17 protein-coding genes and 1 riboswitch are annotated in these 23,528 nt (G+C 49.0%); of the genes, 3 read left to right on the top strand and 14 right to left on the bottom strand.

All coding sequences use genetic code 11. The features are described 5' to 3' along the window. Positions 1–132: 132 nt before the first annotated feature. From VNN20_18085 to VNN20_18075, 3 genes are all read right to left on the bottom strand, one after another. A complete protein-coding gene (locus tag VNN20_18085) occupies positions 133–552 on the bottom strand; it encodes a PaaI family thioesterase (GenBank protein ID HWP94098.1) in 420 nt (139 codons plus the stop codon). Positions 553–870: 318 nt separating this feature from the next. Then, positions 871–2,061: an MFS transporter gene (locus tag VNN20_18080; protein HWP94097.1), complete on the bottom strand. Its 1,191-nt coding sequence runs from the start codon at positions 2,059–2,061 to the stop codon at positions 871–873. 259 nt (positions 2,062–2,320) lie between these two features. Next, positions 2,321–3,592, bottom strand: a complete 1,272-nt coding sequence (locus VNN20_18075; GenBank protein HWP94096.1) for an MgtC/SapB family protein — start codon at positions 3,590–3,592, stop codon at positions 2,321–2,323. Positions 3,593–3,711: 119 nt separating this feature from the next. Between VNN20_18075 and VNN20_18070 the strand changes: the two genes are divergently transcribed. Further along, the gene (locus VNN20_18070; GenBank protein ID HWP94095.1) at positions 3,712–4,323 is read left to right on the top strand and encodes a CVNH domain-containing protein; all 612 of its coding nucleotides are present in this window, start codon (positions 3,712–3,714) and stop codon (positions 4,321–4,323) included. 294 nt (positions 4,324–4,617) lie between these two features. Here the strand turns inward: VNN20_18070 and VNN20_18065 are convergent, their stop codons facing one another. After that, a complete protein-coding gene (locus VNN20_18065; protein ID HWP94094.1) occupies positions 4,618–4,845 on the bottom strand; it encodes a hypothetical protein in 228 nt (75 codons plus the stop codon). A 12-nt stretch (positions 4,846–4,857) separates the two neighbouring features. After that, positions 4,858–9,270 (bottom strand): DEAD/DEAH box helicase, encoded by a 4,413-nt coding sequence (locus tag VNN20_18060; protein ID HWP94093.1) that lies wholly within the window; start codon positions 9,268–9,270, stop codon positions 4,858–4,860. Between the two features lie 139 nt (positions 9,271–9,409). On the opposite strand from VNN20_18060, the gene VNN20_18055 reads away from it, so the two are divergent. Continuing rightward, complete coding sequence (locus tag VNN20_18055; GenBank protein HWP94092.1) at positions 9,410–9,901, top strand: hypothetical protein; 492 nt, start codon at positions 9,410–9,412, stop codon at positions 9,899–9,901. 429 nt (positions 9,902–10,330) lie between these two features. Here the strand turns inward: VNN20_18055 and VNN20_18050 are convergent, their stop codons facing one another. From VNN20_18050 to VNN20_18015, 8 genes are all read right to left on the bottom strand, one after another. After that, positions 10,331–10,864, bottom strand: a complete 534-nt coding sequence (locus tag VNN20_18050) for a hypothetical protein (protein HWP94091.1) — start codon at positions 10,862–10,864, stop codon at positions 10,331–10,333. Between the two features lie 483 nt (positions 10,865–11,347). Continuing rightward, positions 11,348–11,848, bottom strand: coding sequence for a gluconokinase (locus tag VNN20_18045; protein ID HWP94090.1), 501 nt, complete (start codon positions 11,846–11,848; stop codon positions 11,348–11,350). A 59-nt stretch (positions 11,849–11,907) separates the two neighbouring features. After that, positions 11,908–12,807, bottom strand: a complete 900-nt coding sequence (locus tag VNN20_18040; protein ID HWP94089.1) for an SMP-30/gluconolactonase/LRE family protein — start codon at positions 12,805–12,807, stop codon at positions 11,908–11,910. Positions 12,808–12,821: 14 nt separating this feature from the next. Beyond that, positions 12,822–13,412, bottom strand: a complete 591-nt coding sequence (locus VNN20_18035) for a DMT family transporter (GenBank protein ID HWP94088.1) — start codon at positions 13,410–13,412, stop codon at positions 12,822–12,824. 78 nt (positions 13,413–13,490) lie between these two features. Then, positions 13,491–14,174 (bottom strand): HAD family hydrolase, encoded by a 684-nt coding sequence (locus tag VNN20_18030; protein ID HWP94087.1) that lies wholly within the window; start codon positions 14,172–14,174, stop codon positions 13,491–13,493. Positions 14,175–14,632: 458 nt separating this feature from the next. Then, positions 14,633–15,739 (bottom strand): glucose 1-dehydrogenase, encoded by a 1,107-nt coding sequence (locus tag VNN20_18025; GenBank protein ID HWP94086.1) that lies wholly within the window; start codon positions 15,737–15,739, stop codon positions 14,633–14,635. A gap of 75 nt (positions 15,740–15,814) precedes the next feature. After that, positions 15,815–17,500, bottom strand: a complete 1,686-nt coding sequence (locus VNN20_18020; GenBank protein ID HWP94085.1) for a chloride channel protein — start codon at positions 17,498–17,500, stop codon at positions 15,815–15,817. Positions 17,501–17,882: 382 nt separating this feature from the next. Next, positions 17,883–18,437, bottom strand: coding sequence for a hypothetical protein (locus VNN20_18015; GenBank protein HWP94084.1), 555 nt, complete (start codon positions 18,435–18,437; stop codon positions 17,883–17,885). A gap of 529 nt (positions 18,438–18,966) precedes the next feature. Further along, positions 18,967–19,105: riboswitch (cyclic di-AMP (ydaO/yuaA leader) on the top strand. A gap of 213 nt (positions 19,106–19,318) precedes the next feature. Here VNN20_18015 and VNN20_18010 point away from each other — a divergent pair. Then, positions 19,319–21,223 (top strand): potassium transporter Kup, encoded by a 1,905-nt coding sequence (locus VNN20_18010; GenBank protein ID HWP94083.1) that lies wholly within the window; start codon positions 19,319–19,321, stop codon positions 21,221–21,223. Positions 21,224–21,362: 139 nt separating this feature from the next. Here VNN20_18010 and VNN20_18005 read toward each other — a convergent pair whose 3' ends face one another. Then, positions 21,363–23,135, bottom strand: coding sequence for an alkaline phosphatase family protein (locus VNN20_18005; protein ID HWP94082.1), 1,773 nt, complete (start codon positions 23,133–23,135; stop codon positions 21,363–21,365). Positions 23,136–23,528: the final 393 nt, after the last annotated feature.

The following is a 23,528-nucleotide window of genomic DNA, read 5'->3' as shown; positions in this document are numbered from 1 at the left end:
GACGACCATAACTCCACACCCTTAACAAATTATAATTTTTGACCAATTAAACGTTGGAATTGAGAATTTAGACTTTGAAAATTTTTTGGGATTCGGGGCTCGAGGTCTCTAAATTTTATTTGCATCAAAAGGCTATAATTTTTTGTTTTCATCAAGAATTATATATGTTGCAATCGCTTTTGCAACCAGTTCGTTGTTGTTCAAAACCTCAATTTCCACCGGAACGACTCTTCCCCTTCTCAAGACCCTGGCCCGGGCTTCCGTAGTTCCTTCCTTGACCGGAGCCAGGAAATTTATTTTCATCTCCACAGTAAGAAATTTCTTTGAACTCTCGCTAACAGACAAGATGGCTATGGCAGCGGCAGAATCGGCCAGGGAAAAGAGAGCTCCACCGTGGGCGATGCCGTAGGGCTGAGTAAGTTTTTCATGAAAAGGCATAACCAGTCTGGCATAGCCTTCACCCATCTCCGTCACCTCGATTCCCAAGAGCTCCCAGAAGGGCGGCGAAGGGAAGGGCAGTTTTATCTCTTCATGCTTGATGCCGTCGGTCATGATTATTTCCTGAAAATTAACTTATATTATTTTAACTCATACTTATCAAAATAAGAGATTACTTCGCCGGGACCTGAGGTAGTGATTTGCAGCAGTCAGTCTAAACACTGCCCGGGAATAAACTCGGTGAAGAGTCTCTACAATGACAGTTTTTTAATGTTTTTCTAGCGGATGTACATCCGCTCATTCCTTCCCCGATTTAATCGGGGATCTACTCAGGACAGGCTCTGGGTCCAATCAAAGGATGTGGTTCCTGAGGTATTCGTCCTTCGAAGGATGCTAGTGTACTTATTCGGCTGCGTTTAGATAAGAACTGCATCAAGGCCTATCCCTTCCAAAAAGGGTAAAAGCGATAAACCCGGTCATACAAACTAGCCCGGCAGACAAGTACATAATGGGAAAGCCCCGATATTCGGCAACTAAGCCATATATGAAAGAGCCCAGCATTCCGCCTAGTGTGAAAGAGGCGCTACATATAGCAAACGCCTTCCCCCTATCCGCTTCCGGAGAAAGATCAATAACCAGGGCATAGATCGAAGGATAGACAAGCCCGTGGCTAAGTCCAAAGAGAATTCCAGATTCTATGAAATCGGTTACACTCGCAGCATGGCTTATCCAGATTATACTCAGGGCAAAGAAGAGGAGAGAAGGAGCGGCTGATCTTTTTTTGCCAAACCGGTCTGGTATCCACCCGCCGAATATCCTCATCAAAAGGGCAGATAGGGTGTAGGCTATGAAGAAGACGTCGAACGATTCAATCCTCAGTTCCTTGGCGAATACCGGGATGAATGTCAGTGTTGGAATAAAACCGGAGCCGGATATCATCAGGGTGAATGCGGCAACAAATACCCCCTTTCGAAATAGGGTCGTGAAGATTCCGTTCCTGATAACCATATCACTGGTTTCACTCTCAGGCTCCTTTATGAACAGGGCAATCAGAAAAGAAAGAAATCCGAATATGAAAACAATCAGGAAGAATCCGCTGAAACCATAATTCTCCACGAGACGCCTACCGATAAACGGAGCAAGGGCATAATTCACGATGGTAAAAACGCCGAAAAGCCCGAGCGCCTGGCTCCTTTTCGAAGCCGGAGAGACATCCGCCGTAAGCGTCCCCGCCGCTATGAAGCAGAGAGAAAAGGCCGCTCCGTGCAGGAGCCTGAGCAGAGGAAAAAGGAAATCCAGGGTGTGAATATAGGCAAACGGAATAGTGGTAAGGGACATAATTAACCCGCCCAGGGCCAAGAACCATTTTTTTCCCCATCTATCCACCAATATACCCACCGCCGGGGTGGTAACGATCGTGCTGAGTGAAGCGGCTCCCATGATAAACCCTATATCCGACTCGGTTCCACCCAGCTCTTTGATACGAAGGGGCAAGAGCAAAAAAGAATGAAAGTTGAAAAAGAAAATAAACCCGGAGAGGGTAATCAGCACGAACTGGCGGTTTATAATAGACCGGTTTTCGTCCGCACCGGTTCCGTTCAAGCCATTTACATATCTGGTCATAGCCTTAACTTATGGTTTAAAACAGGGAATTAATACCCACTTGGGGAGAATAATCAAGTTCCGGACACACATTATTATTTAGCAGTGATTAAGCAAGTCCCCTTGAAGGGTATATTCCGGAATACGAATGGATGTAAGGAACGCATATATGCGTTCCCCAAAACGTTTTTTACCCAATTTTGAAAGTGCCTCAAGGTTTTTTTCTACGATTTCTGTAAGTCCCGACTCATCAAATTTTTTTGTATATGAGTTATCAATATCAAATCAACCCTACAATCGACAGGGCTATGTATATCAGTCCGCCGACCGTGGGGAAAGAAAATGAGAGGGCCACCAGACGTGAGAATTCCCTCGTGCCCAATAAAAGCGCAATTACCACCTTAGACACGGTGTTCACACATGCGGCTATGACGATCCCCAGCGTGGCCACCTGCGCCGTGATGTCTTTATAGGCTAGATTGGCCAGTGAGACTGTAGGGGCATCCAGGTTAACAACCCCGCTCAGACCCGATGTAAGGTAGATACCTCCCGTACCCAGATGAGTGCTTGCAAGCGTGGTAAAAAATATTATCGCCGTAAAAATTGCCGCAAACTTGAGAGCAGGACCGAGGGTGAACGGACTCTTTAAATCGATTCTTTCTATCTCTTCTTCTCTCATGCTTGTTCTCCAGAGAAATAAAGAGCCGGCTATTCCCAAGAAGAACATCGCCACCAACGGAATGGAAACTTCCGTGACCATGGATTTGTTGAATATATAAACCTCGATAATCAGTTTGAGAAAAACAGTCGAGGAGGCCAGAGTGGAGGAAAAGGCCAGAGAATGGGTCAAAGACTTTTCCTCTCTGCTCCTCTGGGAAGCATTCATCACAAAAGCGGTGCTGGACACAATGCCGCCCAGTAAGCCGATTACGGCAATTCCCTTCCTTGGGGGCATGAGCTTCATCAATATATAGCTGGCAAACTCAATGCCCGAGATTATCACTACTACGACCCAAATCTTATAGGGGTTAAAAAATCCAAGATAATCATTTTGTGGTAGAAACGGGAGAATAACAAAAGCGATTATGGCAAACTTCAACGTTGCATAGAATTCCCTCTCGGTTACGCGGGTTATGAAGGCGTGGGAGTATTTCTTGGTATATAGTATAACGGTCGTAAAAATAGTCAGGGCAACGGCAACCAACCGATATTCGGTCATGCTCATTGCACCATAGAGGAAGGTGAGCACGGCCGTTATTTCTGTGGTTGTCCCCAAGTCTTTCTCTTCCTTCGACGTCTGCAAGTAGGCAGCAATAACCAGTAATACAAAAACCAGAAAAGAGGAAACAAAAAAAAGCCTTCCGAATTGGCTAGTAAAATGCTGGGAAAGCGCACCAAGAAGCGAGATCAGGGCAAAGGTCCTAATCCCGGCAAATGTTTTCTTCTCCTCTATTTCCTCACGGGCAATGGCCATCCCCCTCTCTGCCCCGATCAGAATTCCCAGCGCCAGAGCGATGAGGAGCGATTGCAGAAGCTCGAGGTTTTCAAGCATGGACTTAATTATAACAGGATTAGGTTCATCGCCACCGAGTTGAATACACCGCCGTTGGCCAAAATTGACAATAACAGGCAAAACTGTATATTCAGACGGTAATAGAAGGAGAACAGACGATGAAAAGAAATTTTACTAACCCTGTAATAATATTTTCCTTACTGCTAATTCCCCTTACTCTACCGGCCCCAACCTATGCGCAAAACCTACCTCCCGGGGACTTCACCAAGACGTGTAAAAACTTCTCTGTTCTTGGCCCTATTCTGATCGCCCAGTGCCAAAAACGTAACGGCGAGTGGGCAGCGACTAGGATAGATTATAGAGACTGCGAGTATGTGGTTAACGACAATGGAAACCTGAAATGTGACCGGTGGAGACCGGCTCATTTACCTAAAGGTAGCTACAAAGAGACATGCAAGGACATTCGGGTTGACGGGAAATACTTGAAGGCTGATTGCAGGAGAAAAGACGGCGGCTGGAAATACTCGGACATCAATTATAAGGATTGTGACGGGGATATATTTAACGATGACGGAAGGCTAAAGTGTAATCAATCCCAGAAACTGCCCAAGGGGAGCTACAAGCAGAGTTGTAGGGATATCTGGGTGGACGGAAAACAATTAAAAGCCGAATGTAAAAAAATAGACGGCGGCTGGCGTGACACGGGCATCAACTGGAAGAATTGCTCCGGCGATATATACAACGACAACGGAAGGCTTAAGTGTAAATGATCTACAGTCAGACCTGGTCTTTAACAGCTAACCCTAATTAACACCTATCACTAGCCCTTGTGAATCGAAATGTAAGGAACGCATATATGCTTTCCTTACAACTAAAATTCAGTGATAGGTCTATGATTGCGAATCATTAAGACTCATGGCAGCCAGTATATTTATCAAATTCTTTGAATACGGCAACCAAATTAACAGAGAAGAAAAAAAGACCGGATATTTCAACACCCCTCTCCTCTTTGACACCGATTCTTCGAGGATTTGAGTTAGCCAAGAGTAACCCAGTTAGGACTACTAAATCCGCTCTAAATGGTATAGGGACTTTGTGTTTTTGATTACCGAGGGTATGAGCATGAGAGACATCACCACGATTGATACGATTCCGACAATATCATAAAGCAAAAATGCTCTTCCAAAGATTTTAACACTGGGATAGTAGAGCAAGACGATGTTTCCTGTTATAAAAATTATTCTAAGCTCTGTCGGGCTTAACTTCCAGAAGGACAACTTGAACGTGCCCATATATTGTTGATGCTAAACCACACCCTTTCCCAAATAGGCTCGGAGCCTTGGCGAGATATTCCTTTTGATTAAGGCGCTGTGGATATACCATTTTTCCGTCCTGTCCAATTCGGCCAGGAATTTGATTTCTTTACCATCTCTGACCGCTATCGGCACGCCGTCTCTGTAAAGAATGCGATTATTGAATAGAGAGGAAACACGCTTGCCCGGGGTGACGATTCCGGTCAGGTTGAGCGGGTCGGCGGCGCTCACCGAGACGAGCTTCCCGCTCTTGGCCTCCCTCCTCTTGTCCCTGAGCATGGCCACTGCTTCGGACAAGGCAAATTGCTCGCCCCAGAAACCCTCGACAAACCTTCCCCCTCTTAATTCACCCCTCGCCTCCAATGTTCTCAAAACCCGAACCAACTCCCTCCAGGGCGGAGCAACATTCTCCCGCTCTATGAGCCTTCGAAACACGATACCGTATCTTCTGAGCAATGCCCTGGCTATCGTTATTAAAGATTCTTTGTCAAGCTTCCTGTCGTTCTCCGGCTGCCCGTTAGTATGCAGAAGAGACCAGCGTCCGGCTTGCTCCATTTTAAAGCTTATATTCGACCGCTTTTGTCTCCCCCTGACCGTACGGTATTTGGAATGAACGAGAAGTGCCCTCAACCCGGTATAGCTATCCGACGTAACCATTCCCATAGCCACAAGCTCGGCAATCGCTTCCTCTACCTTCACCCTTATTAGTCCCGTTTTCTCCACGATATCCTCGAAGAAAGAAGCGCCCTGGTTGGCCAAGTATTCCAAAACCTTCTGAGCCTCGTGCGACAAGTTCTCCAAACCGCCGTTGGAAGGTGCACTTAATTTTTTCCAAATCGGCAAATTTGTCCTGTTGACCAGGGTAATGGGAGTAGCCTTAATCGGACCGGCGCTCTTACTTCCATTTGAATAATTGCTCTGTTGTCTGAACCTACCCCAAACCGTCTTGCCGGAGAGGCAGAGCATATCCAGCCACACATAATCGTAGTCCTTCATTCGGGAGGGCAATAAATCCCCTTCCCATGAAGCGGCGGGCGCCTCAAATCCCTCTAGTTTCTTGAGTACCTCCTGCAAGGCTTCGGGACCTTCCGGCTTGTCTTCGATATCCAGTTGGTGCCAGGAGAAGAGGAACCGCATAAAATCTGCCGCGGAGACCGGCTGTATTTCCTTTCGCAATGTTGTCAAGGTGTAACGGTGGATACGGGCTAAGAGACGGCGTTCGCACCATTCCAGTTCATCCAAATCCGGTGTGAAATGACCCCGAAAAACGAAACCCTCGTTCTCAAGCGCCATAAGCGCCTGCTCAATCTCTGGGAGAGAAAGCCCCATCGTCTCGGCAATCGTATACGCGCGTATAGGGCCGAGGGCTTCCAATCTCCCTCGAATAATTTCTACTAAAGGATTCTCGTCGGAAGATGAACGCTTTATCAACCTCTCCGGCATTTGAATCCCCGGAATAAGAGTAGCTTGAGGATAGATTTCCTTCATCTGCAATACGCGTTCGGCGGCTACCCAAAATTCCTTCCCGCTTTTTTTATCCCGCAAAAGAACGGCGCGGTTTTCCTCGATCAACTCCTCAAGATAACCTCCCCACCCGTTCACGCCGTCGCCCCTCTTGCCTTCCTCTACAGTCAGAAACCCGCATAAAACCAGTGTGTCATGCAATTCCTCTGCATTCCCCACCTGGGGCCAAGCTTCCTCTCTTACCTCGTTTATTGCGGCTAAATCCAGCTTGCCCAGATCAGAAGCCTCCGCCGGGTCCAGCCACCTGCGGTTCTGAACGGCGTGGGTTCTCCTTTCTTCGAGCGGCACATCGTCCAGGAAGGAATAAGGACGGGCGTTCAAGATTTGTTCGGACAACGGCGAAGGTTCCCTCAGGTCAAGAGCTACGAGGCCGATCTTGTTTTCATGTATGTCGGTCAAAAGACCCTCAAGCATTTCTATATCCATCGCCTCGTATAGGCAATCATGAACCGTCTGATTGACCAGGGGATGGTCGGGTATTTCCCTGTCTCCTACAACATTTTCCTGACAGGCCAGTTGATCCGGGAAGATGACGGCGATTAGGTCTTCCGATTGTATTCTCTGTACAGCCGGAGGAACCTTCTTCCCGGCCCTTCGTCTCAATACTGCCAGAGAAGTGGTGGCATTCCATCTCCAGCGCACCTCGAACATGGGAGAGTCAAGCATGGCTTGAATCAACAAATCGCGAACGGTCTTGGGGTGTAAGTATGTATAGACTTCCTCGAGCGGAAAGCTGTGAGTAGCACCGAGAGACAGAATTATCGAATCCTCGGTGGCCGCCGCCTGTAGCTCAAAATTAAACTTCCGGCAGAAACGCTTTCTCAAAGCGAGACCCCAGGCCCGGTTGAGCCTGCTTCCGAATGGAGAATGTATGACCAGGTGCATCGCTCCCGCTTCATCAAAAAACCTCTCCATCACTAGGGTCTTGTGGGTAGGTATTACACCCAGAGCGGCTTTTACCGTGGCCAAATAGGTTACCAACTGGTCGGCGGCCTCCGGTGTCAATCCTATCTCGTCGGTGAGCCAACCGAGTGAATTTTTCTTCCAGCTATCGTCTGAGGAATTTTCGATTCCATCTTCTTCCTGGCCAATTTCTTTCAAGTCCCCTACCCTGTTTGAAATCTCTTCCCTCAGCCTGGAAACGGAAAGCGACAGCTCGGCGCTCCTTCCCGGGGCCTCGCCAAACCAGAACGGAATGGTCGGGGGCAGGCCCTGGGCGTCTTCCACCCTTACCTTGCCCCCGGTGACCCCCAGTATCCTCCAGGAATTATTTCCCAGAAGAAAAATATCGCCGGCCACACTCTCTATGGCGAAGTCTTCGTTGACCGTACCGATGAAGGTATTGGTAGGGTCGAGTATAACGTCATAATCAAAATTGTCCGGTATGGTGCCTCCACAGACGATTGCTGTCAGTCGCGCGCCTTTACGCGCTCTCAGTCGCTCATTCATGATGTCATGGTGCAAATATGCGCTCCGTCTTCCCCTCTGGGTGGCATAACCTTCGGAGAGCATTTTTATCACATCGTCAAACTGACCACGGGTTAAATTCCGGTAAGGGTACGCGCGACAAATTAACTGATACAGTTCGTCTTCTTTGTATTCCCGAGAGGCCACCTCGGCCACTATCTGCTGAGCCAGGACGTCGAGCGGCTTTTCCGGCATGACAATGTTGTCTAACTCGCCTCGCCTTACCGAATCCAGGAGCGCTGTACATTCCACCAAATCATCCAAGCTGAGAGGAAAGAGCCTTCCCTTGGGAGTTCCCTTGACCGTATGCCCGGAACGGCCTACTCGCTGTAAAAACGAAGCAATAGACCTTGGTGAGCCTATCTGACACACCAGGTCTACCGAGCCGATGTCGATGCCCAGCTCCAATGACGAGGTTGCCACAAGCGCCCTAAGCAATCCTGATTTCAATCTCTGCTCCGCATCGAGCCTGAGTTCCTTCGATATGCTCCCATGATGGGCGGCAACTACCTGAGAGCCGAGCCTCTCCGTCAGGTTGTGGGTCATACGCTCGGCTAAGCGTCTGGTGTTGACGAATATCAAAGTGGTCTTGTGCTCTTGTATGAGCTGTTCTAATCTGTCATAAACCTCTCTCCACACCTCGTTTGACATCACCGCAGTGAGCGGCGAGCGAGGGACCTCGATCCCCAGGTCTAACCTTCGCCTGTGCCCGGCATCGATTATTACACAGTCCAAATGACCGGACTGGTCTATTCCGCCACTACCCAACAAAAAACGAGCTATCGTCTCGATAGGTTTTTGTGTAGCGGAAAGCCCTACCCTGACCAATTCCCTCCCGGTCAGAGCGTTTAGCCTCTCCAGAGAGAGAGATAGATGCGAGCCGCGTTTACTTCCTACCAGGGCGTGTATCTCGTCGACGATGACCGTATTTACACTAGACAACATTGCTCGACCGTTTTTGCTGGTCAAAAGGAGATAAAGCGACTCCGGTGTGGTGACCAGGATATGCGGAGGATTTTTTATCATGGCCGTTCGTGCCGATGCGGGAGTATCTCCGGTGCGAACCAGTACTCTCAGTTCTATTTCTGGTAAGCCCAACCTACTAAGCTCTTCTCGAATCCCGCGAAGCGGAACCTGGAGGTTCCGCTCTATGTCGTTGCTCAAAGCCCGAAGCGGAGATACATAAAGCACCTCTGTCTGGTCGGGCAATTCACCGGCTAATCCCTGCTTGACCAGGTAATCAATCGTGGCCAGAAATGCGGCCAGAGTTTTACCCGACCCGGTGGGGGCGGCGATGAGGGTATTGTGATGTTTTTGGATTTCAGGCCAGGCCTTGGCCTGAATCTCGGTGGGAGTATCAAAGGCTCTTTGAAACCAGTTGATAACGGCCTGATGGAAGTTATCTAAAACCATATTAACTTGTTTTAAGCTATCTCAGAATTTTTTAGAAATAAACTTTCCAATATTATATATGATTACTTTTTGGCATTAAAATGTATTTTGTGGTGAGTGCAGATTATGTTACAAATGAACCTCTTGGAGGAAAAGCGTGATGAAATGGAAACGACATCTTAACCTCTTTCTGCTAGTCGCGACTATATTGGCGGCCGATTACGCATTAGCTGTTGGCCCCGATTACGAGGCGTTGATCGAGCAGGCAGAAGAGGCAATCGATTCTGGTAACGTCTCGCCTGACCGCGACCTGAAACCCCTGGTCGAAGCGTTAAAGCAGGCAAAGACGGACGAGGACAGGCGTCGCTTAATAGACAAGATTTCCTGGATGGGACGCCCCGATGGTAACAGCCCTCCGGAGGTCAAGCGCTATCTTCTTGAGCAGGCCACTCCGGTCCTGCTCAAGATCGGTAAGATTGGTGGCAGCGCATTCACACGCGGCGATGCATTGATGGCGCTACGGGATATGGGCGCATCCCGGTCGGTCCTGGAACAGGCGGCAACAATTGCCGAACAGGACCCGGACGACTTTGTGAGGAGCCGCGGCGAGATACTCAGGAACTACATCAAGACTATGCCTGCCGGCGACTGATGTAATAGTCAGAATTTGAGGTTTCAGATCATCCCGGCGTAAGCTCTATCCAGGGATAAGCTGCCCTCCTGGACCCGGATGGAAAAATCTTACCCATGCCGAGGTTTAAAGTTCTTGAGAAGCTACTTATTGTTAGTTCAGTAAAGGACCGTTCGTCAAAGCCAGAATTCACAATTAGTGAACAATCTTTCGATAACGCCGTTCGCTCTGAGTAGTGAACCTGTCGAACTATCGAAGGGCGAGCTCCGCAACAATCCACATCCTTCGACGCAGCTCAGGATGAGCGGATGCTTGCATCCGCTGCAAACCTAAAATAAACCCGCTCATTCTGAGTAGTGAGCTTGTCGAACTATCGAAGGATGAACACCACAATGAACCTATCCTTTCATCCTTCGAATCAGTGAACGGAGCTTGCCAAGTTGTTTACTATCATTTCGATAGTTTCTTCACGAAATTTATCGACGCCTCGAAAATTTCCATATCTTTCTCATAGTCCGACGACCTTTTTCGATTTATCTGTATCCATTCCCTCATCTTTGGCTTTCCCATGGGCTGGAATGGGGTAATATGCGGTCTTGATAAAAGCTGGCTAGCCACTCCCTCCGGCACCTTGACTCCAACAGCATCTCTATAAACACAGGCGAATAACTTCTTATTAACATAGTAGGCCGGGTATCCGAACATCCTTCCTCCCACCACATCGGGATGATTCAGAAGGATAGAGTCGAGGACGGCTTTATGCCTCGGCTCAAATACCGGCTTCTTCGCCTCTTTTTTCCCTTGTTTCCGCTTAGTTATTCCTATACCCTGCTTTTTAATCTCCTCCAAAACCGTGTTCGGTATCGGCCGGCAGCCGCAATTTCTGACGTGGTCGAGGTGCCACTTGATCCGTTCTTTCATCGTCGGTCTATCGGGCATCCTGTTCTTTTCATGCCAGGCTCTGTTGAGTTTTTCTTCGCTCATGATTTTCTCTAAGATGAATTAGAACTTTGAAATCTTTTACTCAAAACCGCCAAATCATCATAATGGAAAATTTATTGTCCAGTCAAGTTTCCTTACAAATGAACCCCCCTTGCGGTAAGCCGCAGGAGATCAATATATGCGCATGCACTCTAACATGTCATTGCGAGCGATGCGGTTCCCTGAGTTCCTCCCTCTTGATCGCTACCTCAGATCCCAGCGAAACAATCTGACACGAAGTGTCATTCCGAACGAACGTGAGGAATCTCAACAGATTGCTTCGTCCCCTTCGCTTTGCTCAGGGTCCTCGCAATGACGTGCCTGAGGGGGATCGCTTCGTCGTAGAGCCTGTCCTGAGCCTGACGAAGGACTCTTCACAGACAATGGAAAGTGGCTATGACAAAACAGTATTAGCCCTTTAGAAGCAAGAGGGAGTTATCATTGATTTAGATCAGAGAGCAAAAACAGTTCTTATTCTAGTTTCAGCTATAGCCCCAACCCTCGTCTGACCTGACTAACTATTTTCACGGGCTCCTGGGCTATATTGATAGTGAGTACGCCTTCCGGCTCCTCCAGTGTCTCAAACTGGCTCTCCAGGAGCTTTACATCGAAAAAGTGACCCTTCCGTTCAAGAAGACGCTGGTGAACGAGGTCGTAGTTGCCCTCCAAGTATACAAATACTACATTCTCCTTGTCCTTCACCAGAATGTCCCGGTATGACTTCTTGAGGGCAGAGCAGGCAACGACGGCGGACTGAGTGTTTCTAACCAAGTCGAGAATCAGATTTTGGAGCGCGTCAAGCCAGGGTTTACGGTCCTCATCGGTGAGAGAGATACCTTTTTTCATCTTCTCGATATTTGCTTCAGGATGAAAGTCGTCTCCGTCGTAGAACATCCAACCCAGCTCCCCGGCAAGCAGCCTACCCACCGTGGTTTTGCCGGAACCGGAGACACCCATCAGAATGATTATAAGTGTATTTTGAGCCACGGTTCTGTCACAGCCTCTATAAAAATGCGCAGTGGCAGGGCAGCGCCTCGTCCCCTCCGTCATCCAGCAAAATAGGGTTCGGGCAGCCCTCGTACTCCGGGCCTTATGGCGAATAAGCTCCCGGACAGTGGAAATCGGGCAATCTGCTCGGGGGTCATGGTTTCCCTTGCCGAGGTAACGTAAAGTACGTCAAGTTCTTCCCCGCCAAAGATACAACTCGTCGGACGGGGCACGGGCAGTTCAATCACCATGTCTACAGTGCCTGCCGGGGTGTAGCGCACCACCCGGCCCACAGAGTTATGAACACTCCAGACGAACCCCTCGGCATCGACGGTAAGGCCGTCCGGAAATCCATCCGAATCCCGGTCTAGAGAGGCAAAGAGACGACGGTTGGAGATGCTACCTAATATCGGTTCGAAATCATAAGCATAAATGCCGTACCGAAAACTTTCCGTGAAGTAGAACACCGAGTCATCCGGACTCCAGCCCAGGCCGTTTGCACAGATAACACCCGTCTGCATGCAATTAACCTTGGTATCCGGGTCCAGCCGATAGAGGCTTCCCATAGGGGCGTTCCATTTGACGTCATCCATCGTCCCCGCCCAGAATCGCCCCTGCCGGTCGCATTTGGCGTCGTTAAATCGGTCATAAGGCTTGTCCTCCTCCGGGTCGGAGAGGATTTCCAAATCCCCGGTATCGGGGTTAAAGAAGGCGAAGTCCTTCCGCAGGGTCAGGACCAAACCCCCTTTCTTCCGAAGCCCTACCGCAGTTACCGGTTGAGGGAAATTGAATGTGTCCTCCGTTGCTGTCCTCGGGTCGAAGCGATGGAGTATTTGGCCGGTAATGTCCACCCAATAAAGGACTCGCTCCCGAGGAGACCATAAAGGGGATTCCCCCACAATCGCCTCAGCCCTAAAGACGCACTCAACAGGGACGGAGCTAACGGTCTTATCTTTCATTTCATCTCCTCCTTTTAGCCTTGCCCTATCGGTAGTTCGTTCCTTACCTGATTCATGGAAAGATGGCCGTGTACCTTGTGATGGCCGATTACAGAGAGAATGCCGCCGGCACAGACCAGGACGGTTCCCACCAGGGACAAGGCGTTGGGAACCTCGTCCCAGACGACCCAGCCAATTAGCCCTGAAAACAAGACCACAGAGTAGTTAAACGGTGAAACCCGGGATGGTGAAGCCTGCTCGTAAGCCAGAATGAGAAGAAATTGAGCGATAGCCATAGTCAAGCCTATGCCAATCAGGTAAACCCAGGCCCTCGGTTCAGGCGGAGACCACTTGGTTGCCAAGAGTGGCACCGTCAGTATGCTGGAAATCAAGAAATAGTAGAAGAGGATGCGTAGAGAAGGCTCGGTTGTGTTCAAGCGGCCAACCGAAACAAGCGCTATAGCCGAGAAGATACCGGCCAGAATTGCTAGAGGGGTAGCCCAGCTAAACACGTCCTTCCCCATCTTTCCAAAAGCGCTCATGACGGCGACGAAGAAGAACGCCAGGGTAGTCAGCAAAATGCCCAGTTCGAGATTGCTCGTTCGTGTTGCCGATGCCTCCGCCATTACTACTCCGTCCCTCCTTCATAACGTTAGACGCAAAAGATAGTAGAACCACCGATGAGGCTACGTCGCATCCGTGCGTTAACTGCCGTGACCGGCGGCGAGGAGTGCGGCAAGGTCGTAGTTCAAAAGGTCTCCAATCCTCTCCAGGTTTATGTCTGCCGATGGAAATTTTTTAAGTACCTCCGGGTCGTGCGCATAATGGCCTTGCCTTGGAAATACCGTGGTAACATGCATGCCCCATACCTTTTTCACCGCGGCCAGAATGCGAAGCTTGTCATCCACCAAAACATAATGGTCGGCAGGATAGCGCCTTTCCACATCCTCCAACTCCTGTTCTTTATGAATATAAATCAGGATGTTTTTTTCGACCGCGTCCATCAGACCCGACCGCTCGATCTTCCGCGGCTGGAAGACCACGTCTCCGTCCGAGAGTATGACCGTCTTTCCCCACCTCTTCAGGTGGTCAATCACATCAAGCGAGTTCGGAAATAGACGGTTTGCGAACGGATAGTCAATCAGAAAATGGGAGACGGTAAGAAGGTGGGAATCTCGCGGGTTCTCTACCCGGTAGCGCTGAAGCGCCCCCAAATAGTCTGCATAACCTAGCTCGGCCCGCAACTGCTCGAAAATCTCCCAGTAGCGTTGTTGTCGCTCTTGCCCCACCTCGCGTTCGAGATAGCGCATCAGGTCGATGACCACACGGTCGTTGTCGAGTAAGGTGTTATCGACGTCAAGCAAGAATACTACCTGGTCTTGTGCCATAAAGAGCCGCCCTGATTCACATTCCGGTGCATGACCAAGGATGTGAACCTATAAAAGTTAAATATGATCCCGAAAAATGAACCTCTCCGCAGCGAGCCGCATGGTATCCATACTTGTACAATTAGCCTCATATGTCATTACGAGGAGTCCTTCGATTTCTCGGGATACGCTGCGACGAATCAATTTGACAAAAGGTTTCATTTCTCGAAGTCTAAGATTTCTCCCTTTGCTCGAAATGCCTGTCCTGAGCATGGTCGAAGGAACAAAACGTTAATTGTGTTTCCGATACTACAAAACGCTCTTGTCATTCCGAACCCTGTCCCGAACGAATGTGAGGGAGCTTGTGAGTAATCTAAACAGATTGCTCAGCGAAGTATACATTGAGCTGAGCGAATGTGCTCGCAATGACATCGGAAACACTGTGGCAAGGCCACATGGAATTCCTAAGTTTAATTCTTTCACGCCGACCATTCCAATACCACCTTTATCTCATCATCTCCATGATGTTCCAATGCCGCAGCAAAGTCGGTGTAGGGATGACGGTGGGTGATGAGGCGTTCCAGGTGATTTTCCCAGCGTAGACGTGCCGTTGTTAGATCATCCACGGCCATCTGGAAGTAGGCGCGAGGGTTGTTGACGCTCCCTATAACCAGTTGATTCTTCAGCACCAACTGACGAATAAGCTCTGCGCCGGAGACCTCCAACAAACGTCCGCCGCCGGGAATCCCGGTCAGCACATATACACCGTTATAGGCAAGTGCATCCAAGAGGTTGAATTCAAGCTTAGCCACCCCGGTGGCATCAAATATCAGATTCATGGGACCGACCATGGCGCCTATCTTATCCGGAGATACGGTGCGGCCGTCTATGTATTTCCCGCCGAGCTTCTCAAGCCACTCCGGGCGCGGGGAGTTTTCATCTACTATGTCCATACCGTATACCTCCGCGCCGCGGAGACGAAGCGCCACCGCAGCCAATAGACCGATTGGCCCTAGTCCAGCCACCAGACAACGCCGTCCATTTAGCCAGTCCGGTGTGGCCATTGCATCCGGCAAACGGGCAAACTGCACCCTTACCGCCTCGTCTATGGCCTTTTCCGCCACGGAAAGAGGCTCTGCAAGCACCCCCACGGACTCCAGCTCAGGCGGCACACGAACAACATACTGCTCTTTATCCACCACGTATTCCGCCTGGAATCCATCGAGCCCCCAGATGCCCCTTTCCCGGAAATCGCCGGTGTTGCACATATCGGAACGGTTCATAGCACAAGGCATGCATTTGCCGCACCCCCGGCGGTCGGTGAAGATGGCATAATCTCCCGGTCTTACTTGGGTAACGTCCTTACCCACCTCTACTACCTGCCCGAACATCTCGTGACCAATCACGAGACTCTTCTGGCCCGTAGGTGCCAAGGCGCGCCCCCCGGCCGCTTCTTCGCGGTCGGTGCCGCATATACCCACTCGCTTCATCCTGATTTTGACCTCATCCGGGACGCTAATCGACGGCTCCGGACGATCTTCCAGTTGGATTATCTTTGTCCCCGGCACAATGGCAATGGCTTTCATCTATCTTTACCCTCTTTAATGAACCGACTTTATTACACACGCTAAAAACGAAATTTCAACTATCATCTGGATTAACTAGTTCTTTTCTTCTTTTGGTATATCCGAGAAATGCCGTGAAAGACGTTCCCTTCCATGGGGCGTGGTTATAAATAGTATTCGGTCTCCTGCCCTGAGTACAATCTCCGGATGGGGTAATAAAACCTCTTTTCCTCGCATGATTGCCACGATCTCTAGAGTGTCGCCAGGCTCGTACAAGCAACCGGCCTTTATCGGCTTGCCGGTGCAAGGGCTTTCCGGCTTGAGTGCAGCGATGGTTAATTGCTTGCCGTCCGAAAGGTCCACCCCTACACCGGATTGCAAGAGTGACTGCAGTTCCAGATGTCCAATCTCCGCCGGGGCCGAGACACGGTGCTCGTCAAAAAGACGTAAGGCGCTCTGCACCTCGCCAACATAGTGAGCCGGAGAATCATCAGGACCGGGCACCTGTGCCTCATATAAACTCTTATACTTGAGGCCGCTCGATAACTTAACCTGAATCAGATAGCTGAGCATGACGGCAAGGGCCGCCGGCACGAGCAACTGATACCCGCCGGTCATTTCGGTCACCATCAGCAAAGTGGCGATCGGCACTCGGGTTGCTCCGCCAAATACGGCCGCCATACCCACTATAACCAGCCCGGCCTGAGGCAGGTTAAAGAGCTGTGCTATGAATCCGCCGAGCATAGCGCCTACAAAAAGACTGGGGGCAAAGACTCCGCCGGAACCGCCGGACGATACCGTCAGACTGAAGGCGATGATCTTGGCAAAGAGAAGAGCAAGAAACAACTTAGCGGTCAGACCGCCATTAACTGCCTCCTGTATCCAGCCGTAGCCCCCGCCAAGCACCTGGGGTAGCGCTATAGCTATTAAACCCACTAAAAGGCCCCCGATCGCCGGTTTGATATGAGGTGGTATGGCAATACTCTGAAATAGATCCCGGACTCTATAGAAAACAAAAGGCAATATGGTCGCTATCAAGCCGCTGGCTAAACCCAGCAGAACGTACCAAAGATAGCCAAATATACTGGTCACTCCGATGTCTGCCGGGACCCGGAAAAGGGGTTCCCAGCCCACAAAAAGACTGTTAACGGCATAAGCCACTATGGAAGCGAGCATGGTGTAGAGAAGGGCGCGTCCCTCGAATTCCATCCTGCCGTATAAAACCTCTACGGCGAAAAAAGCCGTTCCAATAGGAGAGCGAAATATGGCCGATAGACCGGCGGCCATACCTATAAGGACTATCAGCCTCCTTTCCTCGTCCGAGCGATGGCTGAGGGTGGCATATATAGACCCGACGGCGGCGGTGATTTGGGCTATCGGGCCTTCTCGTCCGGCAGAACCGCCGGACCCGATGGTTATAGCCGACGCCAGCATTTTAATAGGCGCTACCCTCGGGCGTATGTACCCCCCGGCGCGGTGGAAGGCCTTCACCACAGAATCGGTCCCGTGTCCTTCCGCTTCGGGCGCGAACGTATACACAAGAAGACCGGAAATCAAACCACCCAAAGCGGTGACTAAAGGGATCAGATATAGACCGTGGCTGCCAATGACCTGGGCTAACCTTCCGCCCTCGTTGGGCAGACCGGGAGGGGTATATCCGGCCATCCAGGTGAGAAAGAAATTTTGGCAGAGATTTAACAGAAACGTGAATACCTGGGCGCTAAGAGCCCCGACCACACCTAAAAGAAGAGAATCCAGTATTAGGTTCTTTTCATTTCGCATCAAAGAGCCATGAATAGAAAGTCATGAATTTCAATTCTATAAATATGTAAATCAATAACCTCGCAACAAAAGGGATATGGTCGTATAACGATAATATCATCATGGTCATTGCAAGGAGTAAAGCGACGAAGCAATCTGATAAAGGTATCATTGTCGAAGTCTAAGATTTCTCCCTTTGGTCGAAATGACAGTACCCTATTTGTGTGTCCTATACAGCAAAACCACTTTTGTCACTCCGAACCCTGTCCCGAACGAAGGTGAGGGAGCAGGTAAGGAATCTAAATTGATTGCTTCGTTGTGTTCGCATTGACAAAACAGTACACTCGAAACCCTATAGCAAGTCACAATGAATTATTAAACTAAAATTCACGATAGCTCTCCCCTATTCATCTTCTATTTCCAGGTCCTCTTTGATATCCGGCGGTGCATCCAGCGGCGCTTCAAATACCCCAACCATCTCCATTATCTTACGGTGATGATTCTCTTCAGCGTCCTTGGCCGCATCATGTATAGTCGCCGCATTATCGCGTATAACGTCGGCGTTCATATCGCCGCTATTAACTTCGAATAGCACTCCATCGTAAGCATTTTCGGCTAAATCGAGGGATTTCTTTATGGATTGGAAATGCTCCTGTGCCCCGTTCATTTCTCCTTCCGTGTTGTTCATGATAGCGGTCAGGTCTTTTTCTGCAGAGTCCAGGCTATTGCCGATCTGTTTTACCTGCGCTTTAACCAGCTCCAGGTTTTGCTTGAGGCCACCCCCGGCCGCCAAGTCGCGTAGGGCTCCTGCGTACTGAGCAGTATTTATCAAGTCCGTCGATAACATATGGTGATAATCTGCCTCGGTAGGTGCAGGCTCCTTTTCATCGGCAGATAGGTCAAAATCGAGTGCGAAGATTAACATAGCTAACAATATTTTTTTTGAGAATATTTTCATCCCGGTTAACCTCTTCCGATTTGATTTGGTCACATACACTATCCGCTTTTCGATGAAGTATCAATGGTTTTGAAGGCTTAAGTTTTAAAGGTTAGCAAACTTGCCCAAAATACGAGATTGTCTCGCAATGACACCCCATGTCTTGTCACTGCGAGGAGTTAAACAACTAAGCAATCTATTTAGATTCCTCATACCTAGCGGACGAGAATCCGCTCATCCTGAGTCTAATCGAAGGATGGGTTAAATAGGCGGTGTTCGCTCTTCCCCCGGTTAAACTGGGGGACCTGGCTCAGGACGAACAGCATCATATTGAGATTTAGCGGATGTGTAAATCCGCTAAATCCTTCGTCGCACTCAGGACGGGCTCTGAGCTTGTGTCGAAGGGTGATTTCCGCGCTTCAACAGTTTCAGTCAAAACGGCTTAAAGAAATTCTTAAATGAGGCAACGGTTCTTACTCAGATAGATTTCTGATGAATCAATGCGATTAAATTGACAAGAAAGTTCGACGTATTAAACTAAACAACCTAAAATGTGAGAGCGCCGAATTTCTCACAAATTGAGAAAGCGGGGGACCCGAGATTTTGGGGCGAGTCATCCAGGGGGATGTAGGGTTATCCTTTCGACCCGAGCCCGTCAGCTAACCTCGTAGGCGTCAGGAGGAACATGAAATACCGCCTCTTTGACCTCTTAATTATCAATACCACAACCCTAAGAGATTTCTTTTCCTACTAGCTATGGGTAAGTTCTGCATGAAAGGGCTTATTCCCTTAGGGCTTAATCTTTCCTTAGATTTCTTTGGGCAAAGGGTCTTGCTGTATGAATAAGTGGAAGTAGGAAGTAAAGGAACCTAACTTGAGAAACGTCAAGTCGAGCTTGAAACATGAACGTCATCAAAAACTCAGCTCCATCAGAGCCGCATAAACCTCGAACCTACTCTCTTGCTCTTCTCGCGCTTGGTGTTGTTTTTGGAGATATTGGGACGAGTCCGCTTTATGCATTTCGAGAGTGCTTCTCCTCACAACATAATCTCAGGGTTACCGATGAAAACGTCCTTGGTGTGCTTTCACTAATTTTCTGGTCACTAATAATCGTCATCTCTATTAAGTATTTAGCTTTTGTGCTGCGAGCGGATAATGAAGGAGAAGGCGGTATTCTGGCACTGCTTACCCTGGTTGTTCCCCAGCGCAAGGTCAAACCTGCGCAGGGTAGTGTATTACTCGTTATCGGCCTCTTTGGAGCCGCCCTCTTCTATGGAGATGGAATGCTAACACCTGCTATCTCGGTACTCAGCGCAATCGAAGGGCTCAAGGTCGGAACATCAATCTTTGACCCTTATGTAATCCCTATCACAGTCGGAATATTAGTTGCCTTGTTCCTTTTCCAGAAACGAGGGACGGGCGGAGTAGGCAAGGTTTTTGGGCCTATTACGCTCCTGTGGTTTATTACTCTGGCAATTCTTGGAACACTGGAAATTATCAAGGTTCCAGAGGTGCTTGGAGCTATAAATCCACTTCATGCTGTGGAATTCTTTGCTAACAATAGCTACAGGGGCTTTGTCGTTCTTGGTGCCGTTTTCCTCGTGGTAACCGGAGGTGAGGCACTTTATGCCGATATAGGACATTTTGGAAAGCAACCGATCCGGTTGGCCTGGTTTGTATTGGTACTACCTGCACTGCTTCTCAATTACTTTGGGCAGGGGGCATTACTCATCAGCAAGCCAGAGACCATAAGAAACCCCTTCTATCTGCTTGCGCCATCTTGGGGATTATACCCGCTCATTGGGCTAGCAACAGCAGCAACTATCATTGCATCTCAGGCTGTAATTTCCGGGGCATTCTCTCTTACCCGTCAAGCCATACAACTCGGTTACTTGCCTCGCCTCGAAGTCCGCCACACCTCCCCGGAAGAGATTGGGCAGGTATACACCCCCTCGATGAACTGGATACTTTTGGTTGGTACTGTCGGCCTGGTTCTGGGCTTCCGATCCTCGGAAAACCTGGCCGGTGCCTACGGAGTAGCTATATCGGCATTGATGGTTGTCACTGCCATTCTTATGTTTGTATATGCACGAACACACCTGGACTGGAGCATTTTGACAGCCGCGTCCGTCACAACGTTCTTTCTCGTTATTGATCTTGCCTTTTTCGGTGCGAACATGCTCAAGCTCGGGCAGGGGGCATGGTTTCCGCTTCTAGTTGGGGCTGTTATCTACTTCTTAATGACTACATGGAATCAAGGACGGGCTATCCTTAGAGAGCAGTTCCAAAAGGAGGAAGTGCCAATTGAAATCCTTCTGGCTGATTTGGATAGCAGTAATTCAGTAAGCCGAGTGCCGGGAACCGCGGTATTCATGGTTAGCAATCCCAGAGGTATACCTCAAGCCTTGCTCCACAATATAAAGCATAATAAAGTCATTCACGAGCGTGTAATCCTACTGACAATAGTCACCGAGGAGGTGCCGCGTATCCCTCGATCCAAGAAACTTGAAATTAAAGAGATCACACCCAATGTCATTAGAATTATTGCACATATCGGTTTTATGGAGAATGCCAATGTACCAGCGATTCTGCGCCTGGCGGAAGTGGATTACAAAATAGAATTTAATCTTATGGAAACGACTTTCTTCCTTGGTCGCGAGACCTTAATATTGGGGAAATCAAAAAAGATGTCTAGCTGGCGAAAGAAGTTATTTGCCCTAATGTCTAGGAATGCACAGACACCACTTGTCCATTTCGGCATCCCTCCTAATAGGGTAATCGAAATCGGTACAGAGGTCGAGATATAAAATCATAATACTCACATACTAGCTTTAGGAATCTATTAGTTGAATTTGTATTATCTTCCTTTTTGTCTCTTTGGTGCTTCTAGACTACCCCATTCAGTGACTTCAATTTCGTAACCAGCCTCGGCCAAAACAACCCTGCTTACTCCGAAAATTTGACCGGCAGGGCTTCTTTAGCCTCTTTCAATTTATCTTCGAACCCGAGATACCGGGCAACTGTTCTGGCAACGTTCACGTTTCTTACGACGTCGTCACAGTGGTTTTCCTTGTTTATTACCTTGCACTTCTCCGAATCCAGTCTCACACCACCGCCTGCAAGGACGATAGGAATCTTTAACCCTCCTTCGTGAAGGCTGCCGTGGTCCGCTTTTTTACCCCACCTTAAAAGATCACCATGCTCAAAATAGGAGGAAGGCTGCAATAATATCAAAATATCTCCGCTCCTTTCCGAATTTAACTCATTGACTAGCTCAATGATATTTAAGTTATCCGGCGATTTTAAATCCTGGTCCTGGGAAAGCTCCACAGTACCTATGGTTTTACATACATCCTTATCCCCGCTCTCCTTTTTGCTGGCATTATAAACCTTATACATGCCGTCATCCGCCCTGACCAAAATCTTCCATAATCTGTTATCATCGATCCTGCCGCACAAAGCCTCCGCAGCAGGGATTATATCCTTATCAAATCGGGGTGAGTCAGACCATTTAGAAGTCGACCTGTTTCTAAGGTAGATATGGGCCATTCCGCCGTTTACGGCAACGACATAATTTTTCTTGAAACCGGCACCGTCCAGGGCAGAGTTAACTGCACTTTGAGATGCCTCGTTCTCTTTGTCGATCGGCATCTGGCCATGGTCGGCGGCGATGACAAACAAAGTGTTCCTGCACCAACTCCGGTCGCGACCTTCTAATTCCAGCAATAAATCGCCTACGGCCGGGTCGACGGATTTGCTAAGATAATTCATCTGTGATTTTATTCCATGCATGTGGCCGGTAGCATCTAGTCCCGAGAAGTAGACAGTCAGAATATCCGGAAACCCATCTGCATTAATCTTGTCTATTGCATGGAGCATCATACCCCGGTCGAATTCAGCAAAATTCTGAGGATCGGGAAGGAACTTTGTCTCGGTTATCCCGTAAAGGTATTGTTCTACCTGATTGGGATGAACTACGTTTTCCTCCGGAACGCCCTTCCAATATTGGCTGAAAATGACCGCGCTCGACCTGTCCGCTTCCCCCGCTGCTTCGTAAATCGTTTGCGCTTTTAGATGCTTATTCACCAGGCCGGGAGGAGATGGGTTTGAACAGGAGAGTAGCAGGTCCTGTTTAGACGATAATGAATGGCATCTGAGGAAAGCTATTTCCTTCATCTCACTCGTAAGGGGCGGCTCGGTAACGTAGATGCAAAGCTGAGAGCAGGGATGCATGTAATCAAACGGCTCGGATGGAATGAACGGGGGCTTAAAAGCCTCTCCGGTTCGGTCAAACCATTGATTGCCGGCGATTCCGTGCTGGCCGGGGTAAACACCGGTGAAGATGGAGGCATGTCCGGCAAGGGTTACCGAGGGAAAGATAGTGGTAGCCCGGTCGAAGAAGACCGAACTTGTCTCACACTTTTCATCTCCGCCCAGCAATTTCTGAAAGGAAGGCAAGGTACCTGATTTCAACGCGTCGTTGAACGAGTCCCATCTTAGGCCGTCTATGTCTATGATTATTGCCCTCCGGCATTTATAGTCAGCCAGGTCGGTCAAACCATTTTTATCGTTATCTATACCGTCACTGCAGTTGGAGTTCCCGGCAGGCCCTTCGCTCAATATCCGTGCATTGCTTGTTTTATCAGCGGTCGTGGTTTGATTCTCCGCTAAAAGAGAAACGGGAACAATCACCAACAGAATAATCAGAGAACCACCCATTATTCGTCTGCTTAAAAAGAACAGAAAATGATTCATATATGTATATTCCTCGCTTTAACTTGATTTTTCATTTTGAACATTTTCGCTGTTTAGTCGACCTTATTAATTTGAACTCCCAATAAGCCTACCTGGGGCAAGCTACAGGTTGTCAATCCCTATGCAATGGCCTCAGATATCATTTGAGCCCCTCGACCTACCAAATATTTTCTCCGTCCTGTCATTCTCACATGTTTTAAGTGGGAATCCAGTTTTTTCAAAAAATGGATCCCCGATAAAAGAATTCGGGGATGACATGCGGAGAGTATCCCCGATTGATCCCCCGGTTTAGCCATCGCTCGGAGCCTGAGCCCCTTCCCCGGTTTAACCAGGGGATCATCGACCACGATAAACTCT

The organism is Thermodesulfobacteriota bacterium, assembly GCA_035559815.1.
Classification (GTDB): Bacteria; Desulfobacterota_D; UBA1144; order Nemesobacterales; family CSP1-2; genus DATMAT01.
The sequence above is the reverse complement of the archived record's forward strand: the minus strand, read 5'-3'. Positions and strand labels throughout refer to the sequence as shown.